Source organism: Arthrobacter sp. S39, assembly GCF_004320525.1.
Classification (GTDB): Bacteria; Actinomycetota; Actinomycetes; order Actinomycetales; family Micrococcaceae; genus Arthrobacter.
In genome coordinates, this window is record NZ_SIHX01000003.1 from 429,928 (window position 1) to 456,275 (window position 26,348).

A 26,348-nucleotide genomic window follows, 5' to 3' on the forward strand; every position below is an offset into this window, starting at 1 on the left:
GAGGACGGAACATTATGAAAGCACTCAAAAGGATTTTCGGCGGTGACACCCGCCAATTCGGCATGATCATTGCCCTCGTGGCGCTGGTGCTGTTCTTCCAGCTATTCACCGGCGGCAAAGTCCTGACGCCGACCAACATGATCAACCTGTTCAACGGCAACTCCTACATCCTGGTCCTGGCCATCGGCATGGTGCTGGTGATCATCGCCGGCCACATCGACCTGTCTGTCGGCTCTGTCGCCGCGGCCGTGGGCATTGTGGTGGCGATTGCCATGCGTGACTGGGGCATCCCCTGGTACCTCGGCATCCTCCTGGGCCTGGTACTGGGCGCAGTGATCGGCGCGTGGCAGGGCTTCTGGGTGGCCTATGTGGGCATTCCCGCCTTCATCGTCACCCTGGCCGGAATGTTGCTCTTCCGCGGCGCCAACCAGTTTGTGGGCAAGTCCCTCACCGTGCCCGTGCCCGAGGAGTTCCGGGTCATGGGCGCAGGCTTCCTGCCGGAGATCGGCGACTTCGCCCGCTACAACGCCCCTACCGTGATCCTCGGATTCCTGCTGATCGCCGCGGTGGTGTTCCTTGAGTTCCGCAACCGCCGCATCGAGGCCCGCACCGGCGCCACGGTGGACCCGCTCTGGGTGCCCGTCACCCGGCTCGTCCTGCTTGCCGGCGCAGTCCTGTACGTGACCTGGCTGTTCTCCACGGGACGCTACGGAACGTCGTTCCCTGTCTCCGGCCTGATCCTGGTGGGTCTGGTGGCGGTTTATGTCTTCATCACCAGCAAGACCATCCTTGGCCGGCACGTCTACGCCGTCGGTGGCAACCGCCACGCCGCGGAGCTGTCAGGCGTGCAGTCCAAGAAGGTCAACTTCCTGGTCATGATGAACATGTCCATCCTTGCCGCACTCGCCGGCATGATGTTCGTGGCCCGTTCCACCAGCTCCGGACCCGCAGACGGCGTCGGTTGGGAACTTGACGCCATCGCCGCAGTCTTCATCGGCGGCGCCGCCGTCAGCGGCGGCGTCGGCACCGTCATCGGCTCCATCGTCGGCGGCCTCGTGATGGCTGTGCTGAACAACGGCCTGCAGCTGCTCAGCGTTGGCGCGGACATGCAGTCGATCATCAAGGGCCTGGTACTGCTGATCGCGGTGGCCATCGATGTCTACAACAAGAGCCAGGGCCGGCGCTCCATCATCGGGATGCTGATGAACGGCCTGCGCTCCAACCAGCCGCCCACGCCGGAGAAGGAGATTGCCAAGACCTCCGAGGTCATCACGCCTGCAGAACCTGCCGGAACCTCCAAATAGACCGCGACGGCGGCCGGCACACCCGGCTGCCTTTGGACCCAGAAAGAGAAACCCACATGCGTAAAATCGCAAAGACCCTGACCGTCCTCGCGGCCGTCGCAACGCTCTCCCTGACAGGGTGCGGCCGGTCCGACGTCGACTCCGAAGCCGCCAAGGCGGGCACCGCGCTGTCTGGCTTCCCCCAGGACGCCGTGATCGGCGTCGCGCTTCCCAAGAAGACCAGCGAGAACTGGACGCTGGCAGAGAAACTGTTCAACGACGGCCTCTCCTCGGCCGGCTTCAAGCCGAACGTGCAGTTCGCCAACAACGGCGTGTCCGAGCAGCAGAACCAGATCTCCACGATGATCACTTCGGGCGCCAAGGTGATTGTGGTCGGCGCCGTGGACGGCGCGCAGCTGGGCACCCAGCTGCAGCAGGCCAAGGACGCCGGCGCGGTCATCATCGCCTACGACCGCATGCTGACAAACACCAAGGCCATCGACTACTACGTGGCGTATGACAACTTCAAGGTGGGTGAACTGCAGGGCCAGGCCCTGCTTGAAGGAATGGCGGCCAAGAAGGCGGGACCATATAACGTCGAACTCTTCGCGGGTTCCCCGGACGATGCCAACTCGAAGGTCTTCTTCGACGGCGCCATGAGCGTGCTGAAGCCCAAGATCGACGACGGGACCCTGAAGGTGGTCTCCGGCCAGGCCGATTTCCAGCGTGCGGTGACGCAGGACTGGAAGCCGGAAAACGCCCAGCGCCGCATGGACGCACTGCTCTCCGGCAGCTACTCCTCCTCTGAACTGGACGGTGTCCTGTCCCCGAACGACACCCTGGCCCGGGCCGTCATCACGTCCATCAAGAGCGCCGGCAAGTCCGTTCCGGTGGTGACCGGCCAGGACTCCGAGGTGGAGTCCGTCAAGTCCATCATGGCCGGTGAGCAGTACTCCACGATCAACAAGGACACCCGCAAGATTGTCGAACACACGATCACCATGATCAAGGACCTGCAGCAGGGCCTCGCGCTGGAGATCAATGACAACCGCAACTACAAGAACGAGTTCAAGCGGGTTCCGGCCTACCTGTTGCCGCCGGCCATCGTGACCGCCGCCAATGTGAAGACGGCCTACGTGGACGATCCGGTACTCGGCCCGATCACCAAGTAACACTGATCACCGGGTAATACTGAACGCGGAAATGCCCCGGCTCCCCAAGGGAGCCGGGGCATTTTTGTTTAGGCAGTTCCGGAAACTACGACGCCGGGCCCTCCACCCGCAGGACGCCCGGGCCTGTGAAGTGCAGGGCCTGGTTGCGCACCGACTGCGGCGTGGTGAACGCCTTGTAGCTGTAGGCGTCGGCGGGATCCCAGCCGACGTCGGTGGTGAAGTCCCACGCGGTCCAGTCCGGTGCAGGCGTGCCGGCGAGTTCTGCTTCCGCCAGCGCCTCCGCCCTGTTGGTTTCATAGGACGCGCGGGCCACGGCGCCCAGGTCCGCCGGGGCTCCGTTGAACCATGATCCGGTGTCACTGAAGCGGTGCCCGTTGTAGCTGCTGACCATGATTGATTCGTCCGCGCCGGGGCCGGTGTAGTCGAAGGCGTTGTACTCGGAGAAGATCCGGGACTCGTAGCCGGCGCCCAGGAAGTAGCTGCTGCCACCCTGCGCCCCGCTGACCATCGGGTATTGCGGATCGTCGGTGCTGCCCACAAAGTAGTTGTTCAGCACGTGGACCTGGCCGAACCTGACCCGGGGGCCACGCTGCTGGATGTTCTCCATCAGGTTGCCGATGTAGCTGACCCGCAGCTTGCCGCCGTCCTTGTCCACGTGCTCGTCGCCGGAGCCCAGCAGCATGGTCTTGTCATGGTTGTGCAGTTTGCTGTTGGAGATGGTCACATAGTCGGTGCCGTCCTTGAGGTCCAGCAGGCCGTCGTGGCGGTTGGCGGGCTTGCCGCGGAATCCGATCGGCGCATCGCTGTCCGGGTAGCGTCCGTCCGTCAGCCGGACGTGGTCGATCCAGAGGTGGTTGGACGTTACCGAAGACATTGCGTCAAAGCGCGCGTTCCAGGCGCCGTCGCCGTCATCCGGAGACCAGGTGGTGAAGAAGTCCACCGGCGCCTCCACGCTGAGGTTCCGCACCACCACGTTGGTGGCGCTGAGGATCACGATGTTGGTGCCCACAAAGCCGGCATCAGCACCGAGGCCGATCAGCGTGGTGTTGCTGGGCAGGCTCACCTCGATCTGGCGCTTCATGTTGTTGCTGCCGGTCTGCCGCAGCTGCCGCATGGACTTGCAGTAGTCGAAGGTCTGGTCGCTCCAGGCTTTGCCCTCTGGCCCGAAGCAGGACATGTACTTGTTGATGTCGTAGCCGGGGGCATAGTCCTGCTCGCCGAGGATGCGCCCATCTGCGGTCTGGTTGCCGTCGATGGTTCCGCGGACGTAGATGATTTTCGGCGCTTTCGGCTCGCCGTGGTTCGCCAGCGCGCTTTTCAGCTCCGCCAGGGTGCCCACCTCGTAGCGGTTTTCAGCCGGGGCGCCCGCCCCGCCGTTTGTCACGCCGTCGACGGCGGCCCAGCCGGTGGGTGCCGCGTCATCGGGACGGATGATGCCGCCACCGGTCAACGACGGCGACGTGCTGTTTGGCACGGTGTCGCCGGGTGCCATGCTGACTGGCGCTGTGTTGCCGGGCACTGCCACCGCGAGTCCGGCGGCGAGCGCCAGCGCCGAGGCGGACGCCGCCAACGCGGCGGTGCGGCGAAGGCGGGTAAATCTCGAATGGGACGTGGAGTTGAAACGTATGGAGGACGTCATTGGCCTTTATTTCCGGCATGCCAAACAGACCACATGCCTAGTCGGGTGCGGATACTGATTTCGGGGACCTGCCGCTCAGAAAACGCTTTCCGAGGGCACTACTATTCTTACGTCGGGCGTGACAAGGCTGTCAAGGGGTGCCCCTTTTTCGGCTTGCCCGACGCGACGGAACAGTCTTCACAGCGCAAACATAGGTTCGCCCGGTTTCCCGCACAGGGTCGGGCGCGAGTCTGGGATCCGAACGCCGGCCTTTCCGCCGGCCCCAGATCCTAGGAGTACAGTGAGCGTCCTTGCCCGGAGTGTAGGCAATGCCTTCAGAAACAAGGTCCGAACGGCTGCGGTCGTTGCAGTCCTGGCCGTGGCCATCGGCCTGGCACTGGCCATGCTGGTGGCGAACCAGGCCGTAGGTGCCAAGGTCCAGGAGCTGAATGCCTCCGTCGGCACCGTCCTGACTGTCAATCCGGCCGGCGGCCAGGGCTTTGAAGGCGGCGGCGAACCGCTGACAACCGAGCAGGCCGCCACCGCAGCCGCCGTTCCCAACGTGAGCTCCGTCGTCGGAACCAGCTCCCTCAGGCTCCGCAACGCTGCGGAAACTGCCGCCCAGACGGCTGCCGGCGGCCAGGGTGGTCCCGGTGGAGGCCAAGGCGGTCCCGCCGGACAGAACGCAACCACACTGACCACCAGCCTGACCGCTGCCGTTGATGCCGGCACCCTCGGCGGCCGGAACCAGGCCGCGAACGGCACCACCGGAACGACCACCACGCAGCCGGTACGCTCGCTCCCGATCACCGCCACCGGAATCGGGGCGGAAGTTGACAGCACCGGCAAGGCCCTGGCCATCACCGACGGCGCCGGCCTCGGCGACTACACGGCCGAATCCGCCAACGCCCTGCTGGGCACCACGCTCGCCGAGAAGAACAGCCTCTCGGTGGGATCCACGTTCACCATCAACGACCAGACGTACACGGTGGCCGGCCTGTTCGATTCCGGCACCACGTTCGGCAACAACGCCCTCTACGTCACCCTTCCCACCGCACAGACCCTGGCAGCACTGCCGGGCGAGCTGTCCACGATGATTATCACCGTTGACTCGCTGGAGAACGTTTCGTCCACCAAGGCCGCGCTGGAGACCGCCCTCGGCACGGACAAGGCAGACGTCACCCAGGGCCAGAACCTGGAGACGGCCGTCAGCTCCCTCGGGAGCGTCAAAAACATCTCCTTCATCGCTTTCGTCGCTGCCCTGGGTACCGCGGGGCTCATCATCCTGCTGATCATGGTCATGCTGGTCCGCGAACGCCGCCGCGAGATCGGTGTCCTGAAGGCCATTGGCGCCCCCAACCGCACCATCGGCCTGCAGTTCGTCCTCGAAGCCCTCGTCCTGGTGGCCATGGGCAGCGCCGTGGGCGCCGCGATCGCATCCTTCGCCAGCGGCGGCATCGCCTCGGCGCTGATCAGCAGCAACACCTCAACGACGACGGTGGCGGCCACCGGCCGCGGGGCCGCCATGGCCGGGGCAGCCGGCGGCGCCGGAATGCCCGGCGGCGGGGCCGGCTTCCCGGGCGGCCAGGGCGGACCGCTCGGCGGCGCCTCCCAGCTGCTGACCTCCGTCACTGCCAGCGCGTCCCCCGGCGTCATTGCCGCCGGTATCGCCGCGGTCTTCGGGGTCGCCATCATCGGTTCGCTCGTCCCGGCCCTGCTTACGGCCCGCATCCGTCCCATCGAAGTCCTGCGAGGAGAATAGCCATGATTGAAGTCAAGAACCTGGTCCGCACCTTCAACTCGGGTGACCGCACCATCAAGCCCGTCAACGATGTGAGTTTTGAACTCGAGCAGGGCACCCTGGCCTCCATCGTGGGCAAGAGCGGCAGCGGCAAAAGCACACTGTTGTCCCTGCTGGGTGCGCTGGACAAACCAACCAGCGGAGACGTCGTCGTAAACGGCGTCAGCCTGGCCAGCATGCCGGACGGCAAGCTGACCGAATACCGGCGCCGGGACATCGGCTTTGTGTTCCAGCAGTTCAATCTGATCCCCAACCTCTCTGCGGTGGACAACGTTATGCTGCCCATGGAGTTCGCCGGGATGCGCAAGGCCGAACGCCTGCAGCGCGCGAAGGATCTCCTGGAGCAGGTGCAGCTGGACCCGGAGAAGCATGTGCGGCGCATCAACAGGCTCTCGGGCGGCGAGCAGCAGCGCGTGGCCATCGCCCGCGCACTGGCCAACGAGCCCAAGCTGATCCTGGCCGACGAGCCCACCGGCAACCTCGATGAGCAGACCGGCGACCACATCATCGAGCTCCTCAGCTCGCTCAGCCGGGACCACAACACCACCATCCTGGTGGTCACGCACGACAGGGCGCTGGCCAACAAGACGGACCGCCGCTTTCGGCTCCAGCAGGGCAAACTGACGGAGGAGGCGGCCCGCACCCGGACCGCAGTAGCCGCCTCGGCGTAGAACGCTGTCACGGGTGTGAGGTCGAGTTGAGGGAGGGCCCGTCCCAGGGGCCCTCCCTCAGCTGCGCCAGCACCTCCCATCCGGATGCTCTCTCACTTCCTGCCGGTTTTTCCCGGATCCTCTCTCACCTTCCGCGTGCTTTTGCCGGACGCTCTATCGCCACAATGAGAGGATGGCTGGCATGAGTGCGCCCATTGCCAAGCCATGGCTGTCCAGCCAGTCCGACCAGGACCCCCGGTCCGCTACCGGCACCACGCTGCGTTGGGGAGTGATCGCCACCGGCGGGATCGCCCGGTCCGTGTCCGAGGACCTGGCCCTGCTGGCTGACGCCGAGCTCTACGCTGTCAGTTCCCGCAGCCAGGAATCTGCAGACAGCTTCGCCGCGGCGAATGGTTTCGCCAAGGCATACGGGGACGACGACGGCGTTCCCGGCTACCAGCGGCTGCTCGCCGACGACTCGGTGGACGTTGTCTATGTCGCCACGCCGCACGCGCAGCACCACCAGATTGTTCTCGCCGCGCTCAACGCCGGAAAGCATGTCCTGTGCGAAAAGGCCTTCACCATCAACGCACGGGAAGCCACAGAGCTCATTGATACGGCCCGCAGGAAAAAGCTGTTCCTCATGGAGGCCATGTGGAGCCGGTTCCTGCCGGCCATGCAACGGGCCTTTGAGATCTCCGCGTCGGGCCAGCTTGGTGATGTGCACTGGGTCAGTGCCGACTTGGGCTTCCCCGCGCCGTACTCCCCCACGGCCAGGCTGTGGGCCAGGCAGGACGGCGGCGGGGCCCTGCTGGATCTGTCCATCTACCCTCTGCTCTGGGCGCTCGGAACCCTCGGATTCCCGCAGACCGTCAGCGCGACGGGGGTTGTCAACGACGACGGCGTGGATGCCCAAAACGCCATGACCCTCGGGTACCACCACGGCGCACAGGTCCAGCTGACGTCCTCCCTCCTGGCCAACGGGCCCCGGACGGCAACTGTCGCCGGAAGCCTGGGGTACCTGCAGAGTGTGGGCTCCATCAACAACCCGAGTGAACTGCTGGTCTGCATCGGCCGCGAGGAGCCGCGCCGCGAGGTGTTCGACGCCGTCGGGCGGGGTTACACATACGAGCTCCGCGAGGTCACGCGCTGCATCCAGCAGGGGCTCACAGAGAGCCCGGTCATGCCGCTCGAAGACTCCCTGAACACCATGCGCCTGTTCGACGGCGTGCGCGCCCAACTCGGTGTCAGCTACCCGAACGATGCCCACTAAAGTCAGTGAATATGAGTGACAGGGAATGTCAATTTGATGGGATTATGTTGATTTTTATCTAGACTTCCATCAATAAGCAGTCTTAGTATGTAAACATCGTCGGCTTTATCGGCAATGGGGGTGGTACGCATGGCTAAAGGTCTCTTGCCATGGCGCGCGCTCCGTCCGGTTCTCCTCGCCGGAGCCGCCACCCTCACCTGGCTGACGCTTTCCGGTACTGCCGCAGCTGCTGATTCTGCGGACTCCGGCTCGCTCCTGGGCGGGGTGACTTCGTCGGTTTCTGCCCTCGCGGCCCCGCTGACCAGCGCATCGGCCCCGCCCCCGGCGGCTTCGCCAGCTCCTCCAGCCGCGGCACCGTCCGGACTCCTGCAGCCCGTCGCCGGAACGCTGACCGGCGCCACAGACCAGTTGATCGCGGCCGTCCCTGTAGTGAATAACGTTGTTCCTGCAGGGACAGTCTCCGCGGTGGCCGTGCCGGTCGCCGTAGTGGCCGATGACTCCACCGCAGCACTGGTGGAAACCGTCGCTCCGCCGCTCGTTGAAGCGGTTCCCATTCTTGAACCCGTGGTCCAGCCTGTCTCAGACCTGGCAACCGGGGTTGCGCCCCTGCCCGTCGCTTTGCCTGTCATTCCGTACACCGGATCCGTGCTCCCTGACACTGCAGGGGTTCTGAGCGGGGCCGACTCAACGGTTCCGCCAGCTATCTCCGGCGCTTCTACGGACATCGGTGCGGAGCAGCGTCTTGGGGATGCCGGCGCCGGAGTCGAAGGCTCCGCCGCGCAGACGGTCGCCCTTGCGGTAACTTCTGCCTCCCCCGCTGCGACTGTAGTGGCGCACCGCTCAGCCGTCCCGGAGTCGCCCCTGACCACCGGTGAGCCGTCACCTTTCCCGGCACCTGCCGGGCCCAGTTCAGGGGCAGGGAGCGGCGCGTCCACGTCCGGTCCCGCTGGTCCTGCCGCCTGGCTGCACGACTCTGATCTTGATCTTCCGCTCCCGGGATCCTTCGCGGTCGCCGGAGCCTCCGAGCATTCCCCCTCACCGGTGTCATTCGACCCCGGTTCCTCTCCTGACTAGTTGAGCCCTTTCTGCCCATCGATGGCAGAACACGGCCACTGGGTGCTGAGCTGCGCCCCACATCAACTTTGTCAGGAGACAAACCATGCATTCCAACCTTCGCAGAGGGCTGCTTAGCACCCTCTTCGCCGGCGGGCTCCTAGCCCTCGGCGCCACCGCAGCCAGCGCTGCGGATACAACAAGCGGATCGGACCTCACCGCATCCGCCCTGGTCTCAGCGGCGACATCCGCTAACACGACGTCGTTGGGCCTGCTGGGTGGCTCAACGCCGTCGGACACCGCGGATGTTGCCGCTGTGGTCGACGTCAACGTCGGCCTCGGTGACGGCCTGCTGGGCAGTGCCAACGACGGCGGAACCACCGCCGACATCGCCGCAGCGGCTGACCTCGCAGTCGGCCTCGGCAACGGCACAGTCACCGGCACCAACGGCACCGGAACCACCGCCGACATCGCCGCAGCGGCCGACCTCAACCTCGGCGCCGGAAACGGCAACGTCAACGACACGACCACCGATGTGGCCGCCGCAGCTGACGTTGCACTGGGCGTCGGCGACGGCACAGTCACCGGAACCAACGGCACCGGAACCACCGCCGTTGTCGGCGCAGACATCAACCTCGGCCTCGGAACCGGCAACGGCAACGTCAGCGACACGACCACCGATGTGGCAGCCGCAGCTGACGTTGCACTGGGCGTCGGCGACGGCACAGTCACCGGTACCAACGGCACCGGAACCACCGCCGTTGTCGCCGCAGCGGCCGACCTCAACCTCGGCGCCGGAAACGGCAACGTCAGCGACACGACCACCGATGTGGCAGCCGCAGCTGACGTTGCACTGGGCGTCGGCGACGGCACAGTCACCGGAACCAACGGCACCGGAACCACCGCCGTTGTCGCCGCAGCGGCCGACGTCAACCTCGGCGCCGGAACCGGCAACGTCACCGACTCGACCACCGATGTGGCCGCCGCAGCTGACGTTGCACTCGGTTTGGGCAGCGTCACCAATGGCACCGGAACCACCGCCGACGTCGCAGCAGACATCAACCTCGGCGTCGGAACCAGCAACGGTACCGACACGACCACTGACGTTGCAGCAGCAGCTGATCTGGCGATCGGCCTCGGCAACGGCACCGGAACCACCGCTGACGTCGCCGCAGACATCAACCTCGGCCTCGGCGACGGCACCCTGAACGGTACCAGCGGTGGCCTGGACGCCGCGGTCGACGTTGATCTGGGCCTGGACACGTCAGGTCTCCTGGATGATGTGACCGTCGGCGTTGGTGGATCTGTCATCATCGGCGGCGCCACGGACGGCAGCGTCACGCCGGGCACCGAAAACCCCGGTACTGAGACCCCGGGTACCGAGACCCCGGGCACGGAAACTCCGGGCGGCACCGGTACGGCCGGCGGCACGGACGCTCCGGGCACTGGCACTACCGGCACCACAGGAAATACCGGCACCACTACAGGGTCTGGCGCGACCGGAATCACCGTCGTCCCGGCTGGCATCACCACGTCCGGTTCAACCGCCGGTACGGTATCCGCAGCAGCAAACACCATGGGCACCACCACGGGTCAGGGCAGCGCTGCCGCCCTCGCCAACACGGGAATCGATGCTTCACTGGTTCCCGTCGCGCTGCTCCTGCTGGTTGCAGGCCTGCTGATGCTGCTGCGTCGCAAGACGTCCTAATCAGAACCAGCATCATGAGGTTTTGAAACCCCTCAGGCGTTACCAGTGCCTGCCGTTCGCGGCAGCCTGCGGAAGGAGGTAGCCCACGACGAAGCGCGACTAGACAGTACTTGTCCTTGTGACCGAGGGTCCGGACGCCAAGGCCTCAAAGCCTTTGCGTCCGGGCCACCGGTGCGCGGGAGCACCACTCCAGGAGGCGTTACCGGCCGGTACAATTAAGGCAGAATAGTGCCGCAGCGCACCGGAGGGAACTGGTCATGGTGGCGGATTCGCCTAGCTCCATCAAGCATGAAGTAATCGGCGGACGGTATCGGCTCGGAGAAGTGATCGGCCGCGGCGGCATGTCATCTGTCTACTGCGCCAGGGACGAGAACCTGGGCCGTGACGTGGCCTTGAAGCTCTTCGCGCCGCAGGCTCCGGACGCTGACGAACTCAAGCGCCAGGAGGCTGAAATCCAGCTGCTGGCAACTCTCAACCATCCCAGCCTGGTCACCCTGTTCGACGCCGGAATCGATACCCGGATCCCGGACGAACCCCGGCCGTTCCTCACGATGGAACTTGTGGAGGGCCAGGACCTTCGCAGCCGGATCAGGCACAGCGCAGTCCCCTTGGATGAGCTCGCAGTCATCGGCGCCGGGACGGCAGACGCGTTGGCCTACGTGCACAGCCTGGGCATCATCCACCGGGACATCAAGCCGGGCAATATCCTGCTGGTGCAGATCCGTCCGGGCGAACCCCTGCGGCCCAAACTCACGGATTTTGGCATCGCCAGGATTGCGGACTCAACCCGGCTTACCGCCACCGGAACCATGGTGGGCACTGCGGCGTACTTGAGTCCGGAACAGGCCATGGGTTCCCCGCTGTCCCCCGCCACAGACATCTACTCCTTGGGCCTCGTCCTCCTGGAATGCATCAAGCAGACGATGGAGTACCCGGGCAGCGCTGTCGAGTCTGCCGTGGCAAGGCTGCACCGCGCGCCGGAAATCCCGGCTGACGTGCCTGCGGAATGGGCTGACCTGATCCGTTCCATGACCGCCATCGAACCGCTGGAACGCCCTACGGCTGCCGACGTGGAAACCGCGCTGCGCCAGGCCCTGGTTTCACCGGCCTCCACGCCGGGCGAGCTCGCACCCGAAACCACACGTGTGCTCCCGGCCATGCCGTTCAGGCCGCCGTCCATAGCCATCACGGCGGAATCGGACGTGCCGGCGGACCGCGCCAGCCGCAACCTGCTGGGACTGCGGGACTGGCAAGACTCCGTGGCCGGGAGGCGGGCACGGGTCTGGGCACGGCTTCGGAACGGCGGAAAGCGTGTCTGGCTCGTGGCTGTCCTGGCTCTGCTGGCGGTCGCGGCCGTCGCAGCGGCACTGACGTTCAGCCTGGCACCCCAGCAGACTCCCGACGTCGTCCCCTACCCCACCGTCACCGGAACCGTGGGCGACCACCTCAAGGAACTTCAGGAGAGCGTGCGTCCATGAACCCCTCAAACAACGGCACCCGGCGCTTGCCACGAGCCCGGGGTGTGGCGGCCGCCGCGGCCCTTCTGCTCGTCGGGTCCCTGGCCGCCTGCGGCCCTGCCTACACGGGCCTTCAGCACGACGCCGCCCGTCAGCTCCAGCAGCGTGTCCTTGGCGTCAGCGAGGCGGCCGCTGGCAACGACCCCGCGGGCGGGCTGGCTGCCCTGGACGGCCTCGAGGCAGACCTGGCTGCCGCCGTCGGAAACGGGCAGGTCTCCGAGGACCGCCGGCGGAGCATCACGACGGCGGCCGCAGCTGTCCGCGCCGACCTCACCGCAGCCAAATCAGCGGCAGACGCCGCGGCCGCCGAAGCTGCGGCAGCACAGCAGCAGGCCGACGCCGCTGCAGCTGAGGCCGCCAAGACGACGCCCGCACCGGCGGCCCCGGCGGCCCCGGCGCCAGCCGGCAAGGGCAACGACGGCAAAGGCAAAGGCAAGGACTGACGGCGGACACAGAAAAGAGGCGGCGCCCCGGTTTCCCGGGGCGCCGCCTCTTTGTACGTCTGGCCGAGGACTAGCTCAGGGTCGCGATGACCTTGTTCAGTGTTGCAGACGGACGCATGGCGGCCGATGCCTTGGCCTCGTCCGGACGGTAGTAGCCTCCGACGTCCACGGGCGAGCCCTGGACCGCGGCGAGTTCGCCCACGATGGTGTCCTCGTTGGAGGACAGTTCCTTGGCCACAGCTGCGAACGATGCCGCAAGCTCGGCGTCCTCGGTCTGCTTGGCCAGTTCCTCGGCCCAGTAGCGGGCGAGGAAGTAGTGGCTGCCGCGGTTGTCCAGCTCACCGGCGCGGCGGCTCGGGGACTTGTTCTCCAGCAGGAACGTGCCGGTGGCCTTGTCCAGGGTATCGGCCAGGACCTGGGCGCGGGCGTTGCCCGTGGTGGTGGCGAGGTGTTCGAAGCTGACGGCGAGGGCAAGGAACTCGCCCAGGCTGTCCCAGCGCAGGTGGTTTTCCTTGAGCAGCTGCTGGACGTGCTTGGGGGCGGAGCCGCCGGCGCCGGTCTCGAAGAGTCCGCCGCCGTTCATCAGCGGAACAACGGAGAGCATCTTGGCGCTGGTGCCCAGTTCGAGGATCGGGAACAGGTCCGTCAGGTAGTCGCGGAGCACGTTGCCGGACACGGAGATGGTGTCCTCGCCCTTGCGGATGCGTTCCAGGGTGAAGGCGGTTGCCTTCTCCGGGGACATGATCTCGATCTCCAGGCCCTCGGTGTCGTGGTCCTTCAGGTACTCGCGGACCTTGGCGATGAGGTTGGCGTCGTGCGCGCGGGTCTCGTCCAGCCAGAACACGGCGGGCGTCTTCGAGGCGCGGGCACGGGTGACGGCCAGTTTGACCCAGTCCCGGATGGGGGCATCCTTGGTCTGGCAGGCGCGCCAGATGTCACCGGGGGCAACCTCGTGTTCAATCAGAACCGCACCGGAGCCGTCAACGATCTGCACCGTTCCGGCTTCCTGGAGCTCGAACGTCTTGTCGTGGCTGCCGTATTCCTCCGCGGCCTGGGCCATGAGGCCCACGTTCGGGACGGTGCCCATGGTGGTGGGGTCGAAGGCGCCGTGGGCGCGGCAGTCGTCCACAACAACCTGGTAGATGCCGGCGTAGGAGCTGTCCGGCAGGACCGCCAGGGTATCGGCTTCCTTGCCGTCCGGGCCCCACATGTGGCCCGAGCTGCGGATCATGGCGGGCATGGAGGCGTCCACGATGATGTCGGAGGGCACGTTCAGGCTGGTGATGCCCTTGTCCGAGTCCACCATGGCCAGGGCAGGTCCGTCTTCGAGGCCCTTGGTGATGAGTGCCTTGACGCCGTCGCGGACGTCCTCCGGCAGGTCCTCGAGGCCGTTCAGGATGGCGGCGAGGCCGTTGTTGGGGCTCAGGCCGGCGGCGGTGAGCTGCTTGCCGTAGGTTTCGAACAGTTCGGAGAAGTAGGCCTTCACCACGTGGCCGAAGATGATGGGGTCGGAGACCTTCATCATGGTGGCCTTCAGGTGCGCGGAGAAGAGGACGCCCTCTTCCTTGGCGCGGGCCACCTGGGCTGCCAGGAATTCGTCCAGTGCGGCGGCGCGCATGACGGTGCCGTCGATGACTTCGCCGGCCAGGACGGGGAAGGCCTTCTTCAGGACCTTGACCGAGCCGTCTTCGCGGACCAGCTGGATGGCGATGGTGCCGTCGGCGTCGATGACCACCGACTTCTCGTTCGAGCGGAAGTCGTCTTTGCCCATGGTGGCAACGTTGGTCTTGGAGTCCGCGGACCAGGCACCCATGGAGTGCGGGTTCTGGCGGGCGTAATTCTTCACGGACAGCGGCGCGCGGCGGTCCGAGTTGCCTTCGCGCAGGACCGGGTTCACGGCGGAGCCCTTGATCTTGTCGTAGCGGGAGCGGACGGCCGTTTCCTCGTCCGAGGAGGGGTTGTCCGGGTAGTCCGGCAGGTTGTAGTCCTGGCCCTGGAGCTCGGCGATGGCGGCCTTCAGCTGCGGGATGGAAGCGCTGATGTTGGGCAGCTTGATGATGTTGGCTTCCGGCGTCTTTGCCAGCTCACCCAGTTCAGCAAGGGCGTCACCGATCTGCTGTTCCGGGGTGAGGTAGTCACCGAACACGGAGATGATGCGGCCTGCGAGCGAAATGTCACGGGTCTCCACCTCCACACCTGCGGTCGAAGCAAACGCCTCGATGATCGGCAAAAACGAATAGGTAGCCAGCATCGGCGCTTCGTCGGTGTGGGTATAGATAATCTTGGACATGCGCGGGCGTCTCCCTGGAGGTCGGCTGATTTTTTGGAAAATCCGGTCTATTTCACCAGTGTTAACTTACCCGAGGACACGGGTTTGAACCCTACCCGCAGCCGTACGCGCTGCTCCGTTACTGCCGGATTACAGCGTTGGAAAACGCACGACGGCGCCACGCACCTCCGGCGGCAGGCCGCCGTCGCGCTTTGGTTCAGGCAGTTGTTTTCGGGCGCTGCCCGGCTGGCGCGCCGGTTCAGTCAGCGCCGCTTGTGGGGAACATCACTGGGCCAGACCTGCACATACTTTGGATCGCGGCGTCGCAGCTCCTCCGTTGCGGTGAAGGTGTGGACCGGGTCAACGTCGCGCAGCTGGAAAGCTTCGGCCTGGGCTGCCAGGTCACCGGCAACCTCTTGCATCTCGGCAGCGGAGAAGTGACGGCCGTTAAGGGCGGGCTTCTTGGCGGGCTTGCGGAAGGAAAACATGACGAGGGCCCCAAATCTCTTTCGTGTCCGGAGCCCAGTCGGACAGCCATTGCTGTGCCTCAAAATTAGCCTCCGGACGAGACCCGCCGCCATAGTGGACGCCCGGATTCACAACATTCTGCGGGATTTTTGTGGCTCCCCTGCGGCTTCCACACAGTTCAGGGAAGGACCCTACATGAGACGTCACTACTATTTACAAAGTTGTCATATCCGGATAAATTCGGTAGGTCACTCGGCGGGCTTGACTGGAGCCCTCCCCCACCCGTTTAGACAGGACAACCATGACACGTACGAGGTCTCTGGCTACCAGCCTTCTGAGCCTTTCCGCAGCCGCACTGCTGGCGTTGACCACGGCCGGCGGAGCAACGGCAGCACCCGCCGCATCCGGGGACAAGGAACACCCCTCCGTCACCAGCGCCGCCGTGGACGGCACCGGAGCCGCCGACTACTGGACCGCCGAGCGCATGCGCAGCGCCATCCCCGGCGATGTCCTGGCAGGAAAAGCACTGGAACGGGGCAACACCTCCAGCGCGGCCACGGTGGAGAAGGGTGCCAACACCAAGGTCAGGGCTGGCAAGGGCAAGCCCACCATTGCGGTCAGCGAAAACCCGGTGGACCACATCGGCAAAGTCTTCTTCACCCTGGGCGGGACAAACTATGTCTGCTCGGGCAATGCTGTGGTCTCTGCAAACAAGAGCACCGTCGCCACCGCCGGCCACTGCCTGAACGAAGGCCCCGGAGCATTCGCCACCAACTTCATCTTTGCTCCCAAGTACGAAAACGGCGTCGCCCCCTACGGCAAGTGGACCGCGAAAGGCCTCTACGCCCCCAGCGACTGGAGCAACTATGGCGACATGCAATACGACACCGGCTTCGCCGTCATGAACACGCTCAACGGCAAGTACCTCTCAGACGTTGTGAACGAATCAGGCGTGGAGTTCAACGCGGCCCGCGGGCTGACCTACAAGGCCTACGGCTACCCCGCGGCGTCGCCCTTCAACGGTGAGAGCCTCAAGAGCTGCTACGGCGCAGCGTCCAACGATCCCAACAACGGACGGTTCCTGACGCAGGGCATCCCGTGCGACATGACCGGCGGTTCGTCTGGCGGCCCGTGGTTCATCGGCAGCGGTGCAGCTGGCCTGCAGAACTCCATCAACAGCTACGGCTACAGCGGATCACCAGTGATGTACGGCCCATACTGGGGCACAGTCATCCAGGACACTTACAAAAGTGCAGCCGCTTCCTAAAGAATCCTCGCCAGGCGGCGAATCCGTCAGCCACAGCGAGGCCGCCCAGTCGCACGAGGAGATCCTCGAGTACTGGACGCCGGCGCGGATGGCGGAAGCAAAGCCCCGGGAGCTCCGGCTTCCGGAGGAGGGGTCCGCGCCTCAAGCAGCGGGGCGCGGATCCTCAACGAGGGAGTCCTAAGAGGTCCTTAAAGCCCGACGGCGGCTGTCCCCACCCAGGGGACAGCCGCCGTCGACGTTTAACCCCTAGTGGAAGAAGTGGCGGGCACCCGTGAAGTACATGGTGACCCCGGCCGCGTTGGCCGCGGCGATGACTTCCTCGTCCCGGACGGAACCTCCCGGCTGGACCACGGCGCGGACGCCGGCGTCGATCAGGATCTGCAGGCCGTCCGCGAACGGGAAGAACGCATCCGATGCTGCAACGGCACCACGTGCGCGCTCAGGTGCGCCGCTCGCGTCGGCGTTGGACGCACCGCCGGCACCGTCGACGTCGGACTCCACCTTGACGCCCAGCGTGTTGGCCCGCTCCACGGCGAGGCGGCAGGAGTCCAGGCGGTTGACCTGGCCCATGCCGATTCCCACGGCGGCACCATCTGCGGCGATGAGGATCGCGTTGGACTTGGCCGCGCGGCAGGCAGTCCAGGCGAACGCGAGATCGGCCAGGGTCTTTTCGTCAGCTGCATCACCGGCGGCGAGGGTCCAGTTGGCGGGGTTGTCGCCGTCGGCGTCCACCTTGTCGGACATCTGCACCAGGACGCCGCCGGAAACCTGGCGCATTTCCGCCGGGTAGCGGCCGTAGCCTTCGGGCAGGGCGAGGAGGCGGATGTTCTTCTTCTTGGACAGGATCTCCACAGCCTCAGGCTCGAAAGCGGGCGCGATGACCACCTCGGTGAAGATGCCGGCGACGGTCCGTGCCATGCCGGCCGTGACCGTGCGGTTGGCTGCGATGACGCCGCCGAAGGCCGAGACGGGGTCGCAGGCGTGGGCCTTGGCGTGGGCGTCGGCGATCGGGTCTGAAGCGTCGGCGGAACCCACGGCCACACCGCACGGGTTGGCGTGCTTGATGACGGCGACGGCCGGCTCGGCGAAGTCGAACGCAGCACGGAGGGCGGCGTCGGCGTCGACGAAGTTGTTGTAGCTCATGGCCTTGCCATGAAGCTGGTCGGCCTGCGCGATGCCCGCGGGAGCGGCCTTGTCCACGTAGAGTGCGGCCTGCTGGTGCGGGTTTTCGCCGTAACGGAGAACCTCGGAACGCTCCAGCGCAACGCCGGCGTAGGCAGGCCAGTCGATGACGCCGTCGCCGTCCTCATCCAGGAACTGGCTGGCGGTCCAGGTGGCCACGGCGTTGTCGTACGTGGCGGTGTGGGCGAACGCCTTGGCGGCGAGCCGGCGCCGGGTCTTCAGGTCAAAGCCGCCTTCAGCCGCGGCGGTGACCACCTGGCCGTAGAAGCCGGGATCAACAACAATGGCGACGGCGGCATGGTTCTTCGCTGCCGAGCGAACCATCGCGGGCCCTCCGATGTCGATCTGCTCGACGACGTCATCCTGCTCGGCGCCGGACTTGACCGTCTCGACGAACGGGTAAAGGTTCACCACCACCAGGTCAAAGGTTTCGATCTCCATGCCGGCAAGGGTTTCCATGTGCGCCGGGACGCGGCGGTCGGCCAGGATGCCGCCGTGAACGCGGGGGTGCAGGGTCTTGACGCGGCCGTCCAGCATTTCCGGGGAGCCGGTGACTTCCTCGACTTCCTGGACCGGGATGCCGGCCTCGGCAATCTTCTTGGCCGTGGAGCCGGTGGATACGATCTTCACGCCTGCTGCGTGCAGGCCCTGGGCGAGCTCCTCCAGACCGGTCTTGTCGTAAACCGAGATGAGTGCCCGGCGGATGGGAACACGGTCAAGCTGCGTGAAGCTCACAAAAGTCTCCGTCTTATCTCGCGGACCAGTGCCGCGGTTGGTGGGGATATGGCCAGTTTATCGCGTCGCCGGGTCTGCCCCGTTTGCCGGCCGGACTGTGAACGTCGGTGGGCACGGATAGAGTTTTCACAGGAGGCCAAAATGAACACGTACACCACTGTGCCCAGCGGCGAACAGGTGGTCCAGGAGCTGCCGTGGCGGTGGAAGGTCCAGGGACGGATTTTCCTCATCGGAGGGCTCGGTTTTATGTTCGACGCCTGGGATGTCACGCTGAACGGCATCCTGATTCCCCTGCTCTCCACGCATTGGGCGCTGGCCCCGGGCGAAGTTGCCTGGGTGGGTACCGCCAACCTGATCGGCATGGCCCTGGGTGCGTTTGTGTGGGGCACCATCGCGGACACCATCGGGCGCAAGAAGGCCTTCACGGCCACGTTGTTGATTTTCTCCCTCTTCACGGTCCTGGGTGCCTTCTCCCCCGACTTCGTCTGGTTCTGCGTCTTCCGGTTTATGGCCGGCTTTGGCCTGGGCGGCTGCATACCGGTGGACTATGCCCTGGTGGGTGAGTTCACTCCGCGCAAGCAGCGCGGCAAGGTCCTCACGGCAATGGACGGTTGGTGGCCGGTGGGCGCCGCCCTTGCCGGGTTCGTCTCCGCCGGACTGGTGGCGGCGTTCGGCGACTGGCGGCTGACCATGCTGGTGATGGTGCTGCCCGCGCTCCTGGTGTTCTGGGTCCGGCGCAGCGTCCCCGAATCCCCGCTGTTCCTCATCCGCAAGGGCCGGCGCGAGGAAGCCGCGAAAGTCATTGACGGCCTGGTGGCAGCCACCGGCGCCGAACCCCGCGCCTACAGCCTCCCCGATGCGCAGGAGGTACCGCGGCTATCCGCCGGCAGCGCGTGGCATCAGCTGCGGCTGGTGTGGCAGTTCAACTGGAAGATCACGGCCACGGCCTGGGCTTTGTTCTTCAGCATCCTGCTGGTGTACTACCTGTCGCTGACGTGGATGCCCCGTATCCTCATCGGCGCGGGCTTTGCGGAGTACAAGGCGTTTGTGACCACGGCGTCCATGGCCGCCGTCGGGCTCCTCGGCGTGGTCGTGGCCGCGCTGCTCGTGGAGCGGGTTGGCCGCAAGTGGATCCTGGCCGTCACCGGGCCGCTGTCTGCCCTGACCCTGGTGATCGTGGCGATTGTGGTGGATATCCCCACGGCCGCCGTCTTCTGGCTGCTGGTTTTTGGTTTTGTGGTGCAGGTGGCGATCCCGGTGCTGTACGCCTACGTTTCCGAGCTGTACCCGACCGAACTGCGGGGCACCGGTTTTGGTTGGGCATCGACGTTCTCAAGGCTGGGCGCAGGCTTTGGCCCGCTCATTTTCGCGAACTACTTCTGGCCTGAGCTGGGGCTGGCCACGTCGTTCGCCCTGGCGGGCGGGCTGGTGCTGGTGGCAGTGCTGTTCATGGCGTTCTTCTCCCCGGAAACCAAGCAGCGCCGCCTCGAGTAGGCGCCGCCCCTCTCCGCCCATCCCTTCCGGCCCAACTAAGTAGCGCTAAGTGTCGTTTTGAACCCTCATTACGACACTTAGCGCTACTTAGTTGGGCCGACTCAATTGAAGCTGTGGATAACGTCAGCGGCGTTTTCGCCCGGCTGCCACCATAGGCAGATGAGAGTCCCCCGATCTCTGCCGGAGCCCCTGGCTGCCCTGCCGTTTACGTTGAGAGAAGCCGTCGACGCCGGGATCACCCAGCGACAGTTGCGTCACCATGGTCTGAAGCGTCCCACCCGGGGGGTCAGGGTGCCATGGGCGGACAACGGGAGCGGCAACGGACTGGCGCCCAATATCCGGCCGTACACGCTGGTCACGGAGTTCGCCGCAGCTTCGCACGCCTCAGCATTCCTGCTGTGGAAATTCCCCGGGTTCCTGCCGGGGAGTGACGACCCACTCATTCACATCTCGCGCCCGGATACGGCAGCCATCATGCGCCGGCCTGGAGTAAAAGGTCACAGGGGGCAGTTCTTTGCCGACGAAATCGTGGAACTGCATGGTCTGTTTATCACTTCCCGGACGCGCACGTGGCTGGACTGCGCGCGGAAGATGAGTATCGACGAACTGACGGTTGTCGCTGACCACTTACTGCGGATACCGAGGCCGGACTTCGAGGGCCGGTCCGAGCCCTATGCAACGCGGACGGAACTCGCGGACATGCTGGACCGCCACAAAGGAACGCCAGGAATCCAGAAAGCCCGCCTTGCGCTGGAGCAGGCGCGGGTCGGATCTGATTCCGCGCCGGAAACCAGGCTTCGGCTGGCACTTGAAAACGCTGGCCTGCCCGACCCGCACCTGAATGTGCCCACCGAACTGATGACCGGCGTCGTACGTCAACCCGATCTCGCCTATCCCAAGAATAAGGTGGCGGTTGAGTACGAAGGTGCGGGGCATTCCGAGGTGGCGCAGATCGTCAGGGACATCGCCCGCGAAGAGGACTTCGTCCGAGCCGGCTGGACATTAGTCCGCATATCCAAACGTCACATGGAGAACGACGCACGCGCGGCGGTTGCCAAAGTCCGCTCAGCGCTCGTGAGCCGAGGTTGGTCCCGCAAGTAGGTAGCGCTATCTGTCCTTTTGGGTAGTCAAAACGACAGATAGCGCTACTTAGTTGGGTGGGGGCACGGGCTTAGGCGGGTGGGGCGGCGGCGGCGAGGGCTGCCAGGGTGGATACCAGGAGGCGGCGCTCCACCACTTTGATGCGTTCGTGCAGGGTTTCCTCGGAGTCGGATTCCTCGACGGTCACGGCCTCCTGGGCGATGACGGGCCCGGTGTCCACCCCGGCGTCGGCCCAGTGCACCGTGCAACCGGTGACCTTCACGCCGTAGGCCATGGCGTCGCGGACGCCGTGGGCTCCCGGGAAAGCAGGCAGCAGGGCAGGGTGGGTGTTGAGGTACCTGCCATGGAAAGCCTCGATGAAGTCGGCGCTGACGATGCGCATAAAGCCGGAGGAGACCACCACGTCCGGGGCGTAGGAAGCCACCCTCGCGGTCAGCGCGGCATCCCATTCGTCGCGGGTGGGGAACGAGTTGAAGTTGACCACAAACGTCTCCAGCCCTGCCTCGGAGGACCGCTCGATGCCGTACGTCCCCTCCCGGTCGGCGCCCACCGCGGCGATTTCCACGTCCAGCTCCCCTGTCTTGACGGCGTCGATGACAGCCTGGAGGTTGGAGCCGGTTCCGGAAACGAGGACTACGATGCGCATGGGTCTAGCTTATGGGCAGGCTCGCGTAGGCTGGAAAACATGAACACCACCCCGGAACCCGCTGGCCAACAGCGGACCAAACCCCAGCTCAGCGAGGCAGCCAAGAGCTCGCTGAGCACCACGCACAACCTGTTCCGGATCTTCCTCGTCACCGTGCTGGGCTCGTTCTTCGTCTTCCAGCTCGACATCAGCTACCTCTGGCTCACCGGCATCCTGACGGCAGCGAGCTTTGTCCTGGGCATCCTGCTGCTCGTCCGCGCGGTCCGGCTCAAGGAATCCAGGCTGGTGCTTTTCGGCACCATTTCGGGCCTGTTCGTTTCGCTGATCATGGTGCTGGTGATCCTGGCCGCGTCGGTGTTCTTCGATGAGTTCCGCGACTACCAGCAGTGCGTCCGCGAGGCCCTCACGGAGCAGGCCAAGTCAGGATGCCAGATGGCGGTGGAAAACTCGCTGCCCCGGCTTCCCTAATGCGAACCGCCGGACCTGGGCCTACCGGGCCAGCTCGGCTTCCTCTTCCACCTGCTGCTGGCGTTCCAGCCACGGCCCGGCCGCGTAACCGATCACGACGCCGATGCCCACTTCCGCGGCTACCCAGACCGCCGTCCATAACGGGTCGGGCCCGATGTCCGTCAGGCGTCCCAGGCCGGCGGAACCGCGTGCCAGCCAGGCCAGCCCGGCGGACAACAGCCCGGCGACTGCCCCGATCAGCACACCGAGTGCCAGCGTAGACACGGTGGCCGTGAACCAGCGGGCGTGGATCTTGATGGAGAGCCACTCGTCGAAGTGGTTCTCCCCTGCGCGCAGGAACCACCAGCCCGCCAGTACACCGGCCAGCACCGGCACCACCAGCGCCACGAACCCGTACTCCAGCGAGCCGGAGGGGATGGCTGCGAACACGGGAATGGACGGCAGGGGCCCGGTGGCGGTTCCCAGCGGACCCACCTGCGAGCCGACGCCCATCGCAAAACCGGATCCGGACGCCCAGGCGAGCGCGAACACGGCGAGGTTGGGGAGGTACCCGAGCTGCGCAATGGTCAGGGCGGCACCTCCGAGGGCACCGGCGTCGAGCGCTTCATAGACGGCCACCACCAGGTTCCAGTGGATGAACAGGTCCACCGCGAGCAGCACACACGCGAGCGCCAGGGCGGAGGCCAGCGCCACAAAACCTGCCTTCGCCGCGGAGGCCAGATAGGACCCTGCCCAGCGGGAATGCTGGCTGGTGCGGGAAATCCAGGCGACGGCGTCGACGCCGATCAGCCGGCTCCACGAGCCGGCTTCGCGCCGGGCACCGATCGCCATTCCCAGTGCGTACGGGATCAGCGGGATGAGCATGGCGTACCAGAGGTTGATGACGACGTCCTGCGTGCGGCACACGAATGCCGTGGCCGCGCCGAACGCCGCGTAGACCACCCAGGACCCCAGCAGGGCCTGCCACAGCTGGTCGGTATAGGAAGCCCGGGCCAGCCGCCGCCCCGCCCGCCACGCAAGCATGAACGGGATCAGCGTCAGGCCGAGGGGAATCAGTGTCAGCATGTCGGACCCCGAGCCGCCGGCTGTGCCGGATCCGACATCGGCCAGTTCCAGCGGCACACCGTGGATCAGCAGCCATGCCTGGCCGGCCAGCCGGGCCAGGACATCGAACGCGGAATTCTGGAAACCGGCGGTGGCCCAGACCGCGGCGATGGGTGCGATCACCACAAGCGCCGAAATGATGGCTGCCTGTGCCGTCTCGAGCCCACCCTGCAGCCACAAGGGCATGGGAAGGCCACGGTCTCCGGTCTGATCAGCGCGCAGTTTCATCGTGTTCCATGGTGTCACGGAGCGGACCTCCTGCCCGCTTGCGACAGGCTCATCAGGCCCACGAGACGCGCCTCACCACAGCTCGTAGTCCTCCGCGCTGATCAGGAAGCCGTGTCCCGTGCGGAGGTGGGCGCAGACCATCTTTCCCGGTTCCCGCGAACACACCATGTTTCCGATCCGCACGGCCTGCCCGTCCTCCATCCACGGTCCGGGAAAGTCCGGCCCCGCCATGTCTTCGGCCTCCATGGGCGAGATGCCATCGCCGCAGAGGCCGTACTGCGACCCGCCGTCCAGCGTGACCACGGCATACCCACCGCGGTACTCACTGACGCCACGGCACTGGCCCTTGATATCGCCAGGACGCGGCGGTACGTCGTTGAGCAGGTGGCAGGCCGCGGCGTCGGCCCCGATGGAGCATTGCATGTCGCGGTTCCGCGACTGCACCACCACCGGCAGCGCCGCCCGCCAGGGCTTCACGTTCACCTGGGGCAGGAGTTCTTCGGCCCGGTTCAACGGGCGGTCAGCCCGGGGAGAGGGTGCCTGGGCAGCGGACGACGACGGCGGGGCATCCGCCGCCGGTGATGGCGCCGTCGTCGTGGCTCCAGCCAGTCCCTCGGCCGGCCGCTGGCCGCTCACCACGAGCGCCCCGATGGCGGGCGCCCGGCCCTCGGGGACGGCAACACTGCAGCCTGCCGCGCACAGCAGCAGGACAGCGGCCGCAAGAACGGTTCGGAGCATCAGGGGTACGGATCGCATAAGGGTCCCAGTCCAGCAGAATGCGCCAGTCCTGTCTCTGGGCAGAAGTCCCCATCCCACGGCGTTCCGGAGCTTTTTCCACAGGTCGGCCGTAAAATTGGAATGTCCGCAATCAGTGGTTGGAGGCAGAAAAAATGACTACCGCATCCCCACATGCTCACGGCGTTCATTTCGGGCGTGCAGACGTCCAGAATGCCGGCATGGGTGTAGGTATTCTCTTGATCGTGGTTGGCATCCTGGGCTTTATCCCGGGCGTCACCACGCAGTACAGCGAATTGATGTTCCTTGGGCCTGATTCCCACGCCATGTTCCTTGGCATGTTCCAGGTGTCCATGCTGCTCAATATTGTGCAGCTGGCCATTGGCGCAGCCGGCTGGACTATGTCCCGGACCGAACATGGCGCGCGTAATTTCCTCTTGGGCGCCGGCGCGCTGTACATCGTCCTTGCCATTTTCGGTCTCAGTGTCGGTGCAGGATCGGCAGCCAATTTCCTGTCGCTCAACATGGCTGACAACTGGACCCACCTGGTACTGGGCGTAGCGATGATTGCTTGTGGCTGGCTGTTGTCCCGCAACATGGCCAGCGACAGGAGGTAACCCGGATATCGAAACCGGGAAATAGGAGCCGCGTATGAGGTTAGTTCAATAGATTCTGAATATTCGTCCTAATGGCTGGTGCAGTTGACCGCGGTGACGCGGACAGCTGCATCGGCTTTTTCGTGGGCTGCCGTAGGAATTAATGCTGGACGGGGGTGTGGACCCGGCGTACCCTGTTGTTCCATCGGGCTAGGGGGTGGATCGGATGGGGGCGATACCGCGGACTCTTCGCCGCCCTGCCCTCCGGCCCCTCCTGCTGGCTCTCCTGGCCGCCGTGGCGTGGCTCGTGTGGGGAGCCGGAACAGCCAGCGCGTCCAGCCTGGTCCCGGACACCGCGGACCCCCTTAAACCTGCATCGTCCCTTCTTGCGGACGCGATTCCTCCTGAGGCGCCTCCCGTGGTGGCAGGCACCGGTGCTGCGGCCGTAGCAACCGCCGCTTCCCTCGCGACTCCCGTGACAGGCCTCGCAAACTCCCTGGCCGCCCCGGCCCTTCCGGTGCTCGCCGGCGCCGTTGACTCAGTCACCGCCCTGGTGCCGGGCCTTCCCGAACTCCCCCTCGTGCAGGCGCCCCTCCCGCTTCCATTGCCCGATATTCTGCCGTTACCTGACGAGTTGCCGCCGCTGCTGCCTGAACTCCCGTCCGCGCCGCTGCCATTGCCCCTCCCCGACTTGCCGCTGCCCGGCCTTCCACCGCTTACGACGCCGGCACCCGGCCCGGTGCCGACCGCGGCACCCAGCCTCCCGGCGTCGGACGCGGTTGCGGGGAGTGACGCACCCCTCCTGAGTCCTGCGGCCGCCTCTGCTGCTGCTCAAACAGGGCTGGCGGGCACCGCCGCCCCGAACACTCTGCGATTCGGCTTCGCTCCTGCCCAGGACCGTGCGGGGATTGCCGCGCCTCCACAGGCGGCGCCTTCCGGCCCCGAAGACGGGTCTCAAGAACCCGGCACGCCGGCTCCCCCTGCCCTGGCGAACCAGGCCGGGCAGGCCAACTCAGGATCTTCCGGTCCAGTGACTCTGGCTGACCTTGGCGGGTCCTGGCCGACCCTGCCCACTCCCGCCAGTGCACCAAATCTGTCCGGCGCCGAGACGCTTCCGGCCGGCCCTTCCTTCGATCCCGGGTCCTCACCCGACTGAACAGGTCACCTCTGCCCTTTTCGCGGCAGAACATGACCACCGCGCACCACCGGCGCGCGGACACCACGTTCAGTCAGGAGAAACCGTCATGTCCAACTACAACGCTGAGATCAACCGCGCCATCGTCACGTCGACCGTGGGCAACTGGCCAGACCCGATGCGGAAGCTCGGCTAGGCCGTGGCTGGGTGGGGCGGTGTTGGGGGCCGCCCCACCCGGTCAGCCGTCAGAGTTAATGGGGCAGCCATGCCAGCTCCATACGGCCAGAGACCCTGCACCGCGCGAACGTACACATAAGGCCCCTATCCTCCGGCGCGAACTGGCAGGTATTACCCTCAAAATCGAGTTTTGAGGGTAATACGTGCCAGTTCGCGCATGGAAAT

23 protein-coding genes are annotated in these 26,348 nt (G+C 65.7%); 16 read left to right on the forward strand and 7 right to left on the reverse strand.

All coding sequences use genetic code 11. From position 1 onward, the window contains the following. The first annotated feature begins 14 nt into the window (after positions 1-14). On the forward strand, positions 15-1,304 hold the full coding sequence (gene mmsB / locus EYS21_RS08410) for a multiple monosaccharide ABC transporter permease (protein WP_131132736.1): 1,290 nt from the start codon (positions 15-17) through the stop codon (positions 1,302-1,304). Between the two features lie 56 nt (positions 1,305-1,360). Further along, a complete protein-coding gene (locus EYS21_RS08415) occupies positions 1,361-2,455 on the forward strand; it encodes a sugar-binding protein (protein WP_131132737.1) in 1,095 nt (364 codons plus the stop codon). An 85-nt stretch (positions 2,456-2,540) separates the two neighbouring features. Here EYS21_RS08415 and EYS21_RS08420 read toward each other — a convergent pair whose 3' ends face one another. Then, on the reverse strand, positions 2,541-4,094 hold the full coding sequence (locus EYS21_RS08420) for a polysaccharide lyase family 1 protein (RefSeq protein WP_131132738.1): 1,554 nt from the start codon (positions 4,092-4,094) through the stop codon (positions 2,541-2,543). Positions 4,095-4,374: 280 nt separating this feature from the next. Between EYS21_RS08420 and EYS21_RS08425 the strand changes: the two genes are divergently transcribed. From EYS21_RS08425 to EYS21_RS08455, 7 genes are all read left to right on the forward strand, one after another. Then, positions 4,375-5,835, forward strand: coding sequence for an FtsX-like permease family protein (locus EYS21_RS08425; protein WP_131132739.1), 1,461 nt, complete (start codon positions 4,375-4,377; stop codon positions 5,833-5,835). Between the two features lie 2 nt (positions 5,836-5,837). Continuing rightward, positions 5,838-6,545: an ABC transporter ATP-binding protein gene (locus EYS21_RS08430; protein WP_131132740.1), complete on the forward strand. Its 708-nt coding sequence runs from the start codon at positions 5,838-5,840 to the stop codon at positions 6,543-6,545. A gap of 181 nt (positions 6,546-6,726) precedes the next feature. Beyond that, positions 6,727-7,797: a Gfo/Idh/MocA family oxidoreductase gene (locus EYS21_RS08435; protein WP_131132741.1), complete on the forward strand. Its 1,071-nt coding sequence runs from the start codon at positions 6,727-6,729 to the stop codon at positions 7,795-7,797. A gap of 129 nt (positions 7,798-7,926) precedes the next feature. Further along, complete coding sequence (locus tag EYS21_RS08440) at positions 7,927-8,871, forward strand: hypothetical protein (protein ID WP_131132742.1); 945 nt, start codon at positions 7,927-7,929, stop codon at positions 8,869-8,871. An 85-nt stretch (positions 8,872-8,956) separates the two neighbouring features. Then, positions 8,957-10,558 (forward strand): hypothetical protein, encoded by a 1,602-nt coding sequence (locus tag EYS21_RS08445; protein ID WP_131132743.1) that lies wholly within the window; start codon positions 8,957-8,959, stop codon positions 10,556-10,558. A 257-nt stretch (positions 10,559-10,815) separates the two neighbouring features. After that, positions 10,816-12,036, forward strand: coding sequence for a serine/threonine-protein kinase (locus tag EYS21_RS08450; protein WP_131132744.1), 1,221 nt, complete (start codon positions 10,816-10,818; stop codon positions 12,034-12,036). Continuing rightward, complete coding sequence (locus EYS21_RS08455) at positions 12,033-12,518, forward strand: hypothetical protein (protein ID WP_131132745.1); 486 nt, start codon at positions 12,033-12,035, stop codon at positions 12,516-12,518. Before EYS21_RS08450 ends, EYS21_RS08455 begins: the two co-directional genes overlap by 4 nt. 70 nt (positions 12,519-12,588) lie before the next feature. On the opposite strand, the gene EYS21_RS08460 is transcribed toward EYS21_RS08455, so the two are convergent. Both EYS21_RS08460 and EYS21_RS08465 read right to left on the reverse strand, forming a co-directional pair. Then, on the reverse strand, positions 12,589-14,808 hold the full coding sequence (locus tag EYS21_RS08460) for an NADP-dependent isocitrate dehydrogenase (protein ID WP_131132746.1): 2,220 nt from the start codon (positions 14,806-14,808) through the stop codon (positions 12,589-12,591). Between the two features lie 242 nt (positions 14,809-15,050). Further along, positions 15,051-15,275, reverse strand: a complete 225-nt coding sequence (locus tag EYS21_RS08465; RefSeq protein ID WP_131132747.1) for a hypothetical protein — start codon at positions 15,273-15,275, stop codon at positions 15,051-15,053. A gap of 281 nt (positions 15,276-15,556) precedes the next feature. Here EYS21_RS08465 and EYS21_RS08470 point away from each other — a divergent pair, with 281 nt between their 5' ends. Both EYS21_RS08470 and EYS21_RS08475 read left to right on the forward strand, forming a co-directional pair. Next, positions 15,557-16,522, forward strand: a complete 966-nt coding sequence (locus EYS21_RS08470; RefSeq protein WP_131132748.1) for a hypothetical protein — start codon at positions 15,557-15,559, stop codon at positions 16,520-16,522. After that, positions 16,506-16,703, forward strand: coding sequence for a hypothetical protein (locus EYS21_RS08475; RefSeq protein WP_131132749.1), 198 nt, complete (start codon positions 16,506-16,508; stop codon positions 16,701-16,703). The genes EYS21_RS08470 and EYS21_RS08475 overlap by 17 nt, the downstream gene beginning before the upstream one ends. 65 nt (positions 16,704-16,768) lie before the next feature. Here EYS21_RS08475 and purH read toward each other — a convergent pair whose 3' ends face one another. Further along, positions 16,769-18,439: a bifunctional phosphoribosylaminoimidazolecarboxamide formyltransferase/IMP cyclohydrolase gene (gene purH, locus EYS21_RS08480; RefSeq protein WP_131132750.1), complete on the reverse strand. Its 1,671-nt coding sequence runs from the start codon at positions 18,437-18,439 to the stop codon at positions 16,769-16,771. 141 nt (positions 18,440-18,580) lie between these two features. On the opposite strand from purH, the gene EYS21_RS08485 reads away from it, so the two are divergent. Together EYS21_RS08485 and EYS21_RS08490 are read left to right on the forward strand one after the other, a co-directional pair. Continuing rightward, entirely contained in the window at positions 18,581-19,933 is a 1,353-nt protein-coding gene (locus EYS21_RS08485; RefSeq protein ID WP_131132751.1) for an MFS transporter, read from the forward strand. A 159-nt stretch (positions 19,934-20,092) separates the two neighbouring features. Continuing rightward, on the forward strand, positions 20,093-21,034 hold the full coding sequence (locus EYS21_RS08490; RefSeq protein WP_131132752.1) for a hypothetical protein: 942 nt from the start codon (positions 20,093-20,095) through the stop codon (positions 21,032-21,034). A 70-nt stretch (positions 21,035-21,104) separates the two neighbouring features. Here the strand turns inward: EYS21_RS08490 and purN are convergent, their stop codons facing one another. Next, positions 21,105-21,680, reverse strand: coding sequence for a phosphoribosylglycinamide formyltransferase (purN, locus tag EYS21_RS08495; RefSeq protein ID WP_131132753.1), 576 nt, complete (start codon positions 21,678-21,680; stop codon positions 21,105-21,107). A 39-nt stretch (positions 21,681-21,719) separates the two neighbouring features. Between purN and EYS21_RS08500 the strand changes: the two genes are divergently transcribed. After that, positions 21,720-22,148, forward strand: coding sequence for a hypothetical protein (locus EYS21_RS08500; protein WP_131132754.1), 429 nt, complete (start codon positions 21,720-21,722; stop codon positions 22,146-22,148). A gap of 21 nt (positions 22,149-22,169) precedes the next feature. Here the strand turns inward: EYS21_RS08500 and EYS21_RS08505 are convergent, their stop codons facing one another. Both EYS21_RS08505 and EYS21_RS08510 read right to left on the reverse strand, forming a co-directional pair. Continuing rightward, positions 22,170-23,480 carry a DUF6350 family protein gene (locus EYS21_RS08505; protein ID WP_131132755.1) on the reverse strand — a complete coding sequence of 437 codons (1,311 nt, stop codon included), beginning with the start codon at positions 23,478-23,480 and terminating at the stop codon, positions 22,170-22,172. A gap of 72 nt (positions 23,481-23,552) precedes the next feature. Further along, positions 23,553-24,236: a hypothetical protein gene (locus EYS21_RS08510; protein WP_131132756.1), complete on the reverse strand. Its 684-nt coding sequence runs from the start codon at positions 24,234-24,236 to the stop codon at positions 23,553-23,555. Positions 24,237-24,370: 134 nt separating this feature from the next. Between EYS21_RS08510 and EYS21_RS08515 the strand changes: the two genes are divergently transcribed. Together EYS21_RS08515 and EYS21_RS08520 are read left to right on the forward strand one after the other, a co-directional pair. After that, positions 24,371-24,832 (forward strand): DUF4383 domain-containing protein, encoded by a 462-nt coding sequence (locus EYS21_RS08515; RefSeq protein ID WP_131132757.1) that lies wholly within the window; start codon positions 24,371-24,373, stop codon positions 24,830-24,832. A gap of 205 nt (positions 24,833-25,037) precedes the next feature. After that, positions 25,038-25,967, forward strand: a complete 930-nt coding sequence (locus tag EYS21_RS08520; protein ID WP_131132758.1) for a hypothetical protein — start codon at positions 25,038-25,040, stop codon at positions 25,965-25,967. Positions 25,968-26,348 lie beyond the last annotated feature (381 nt).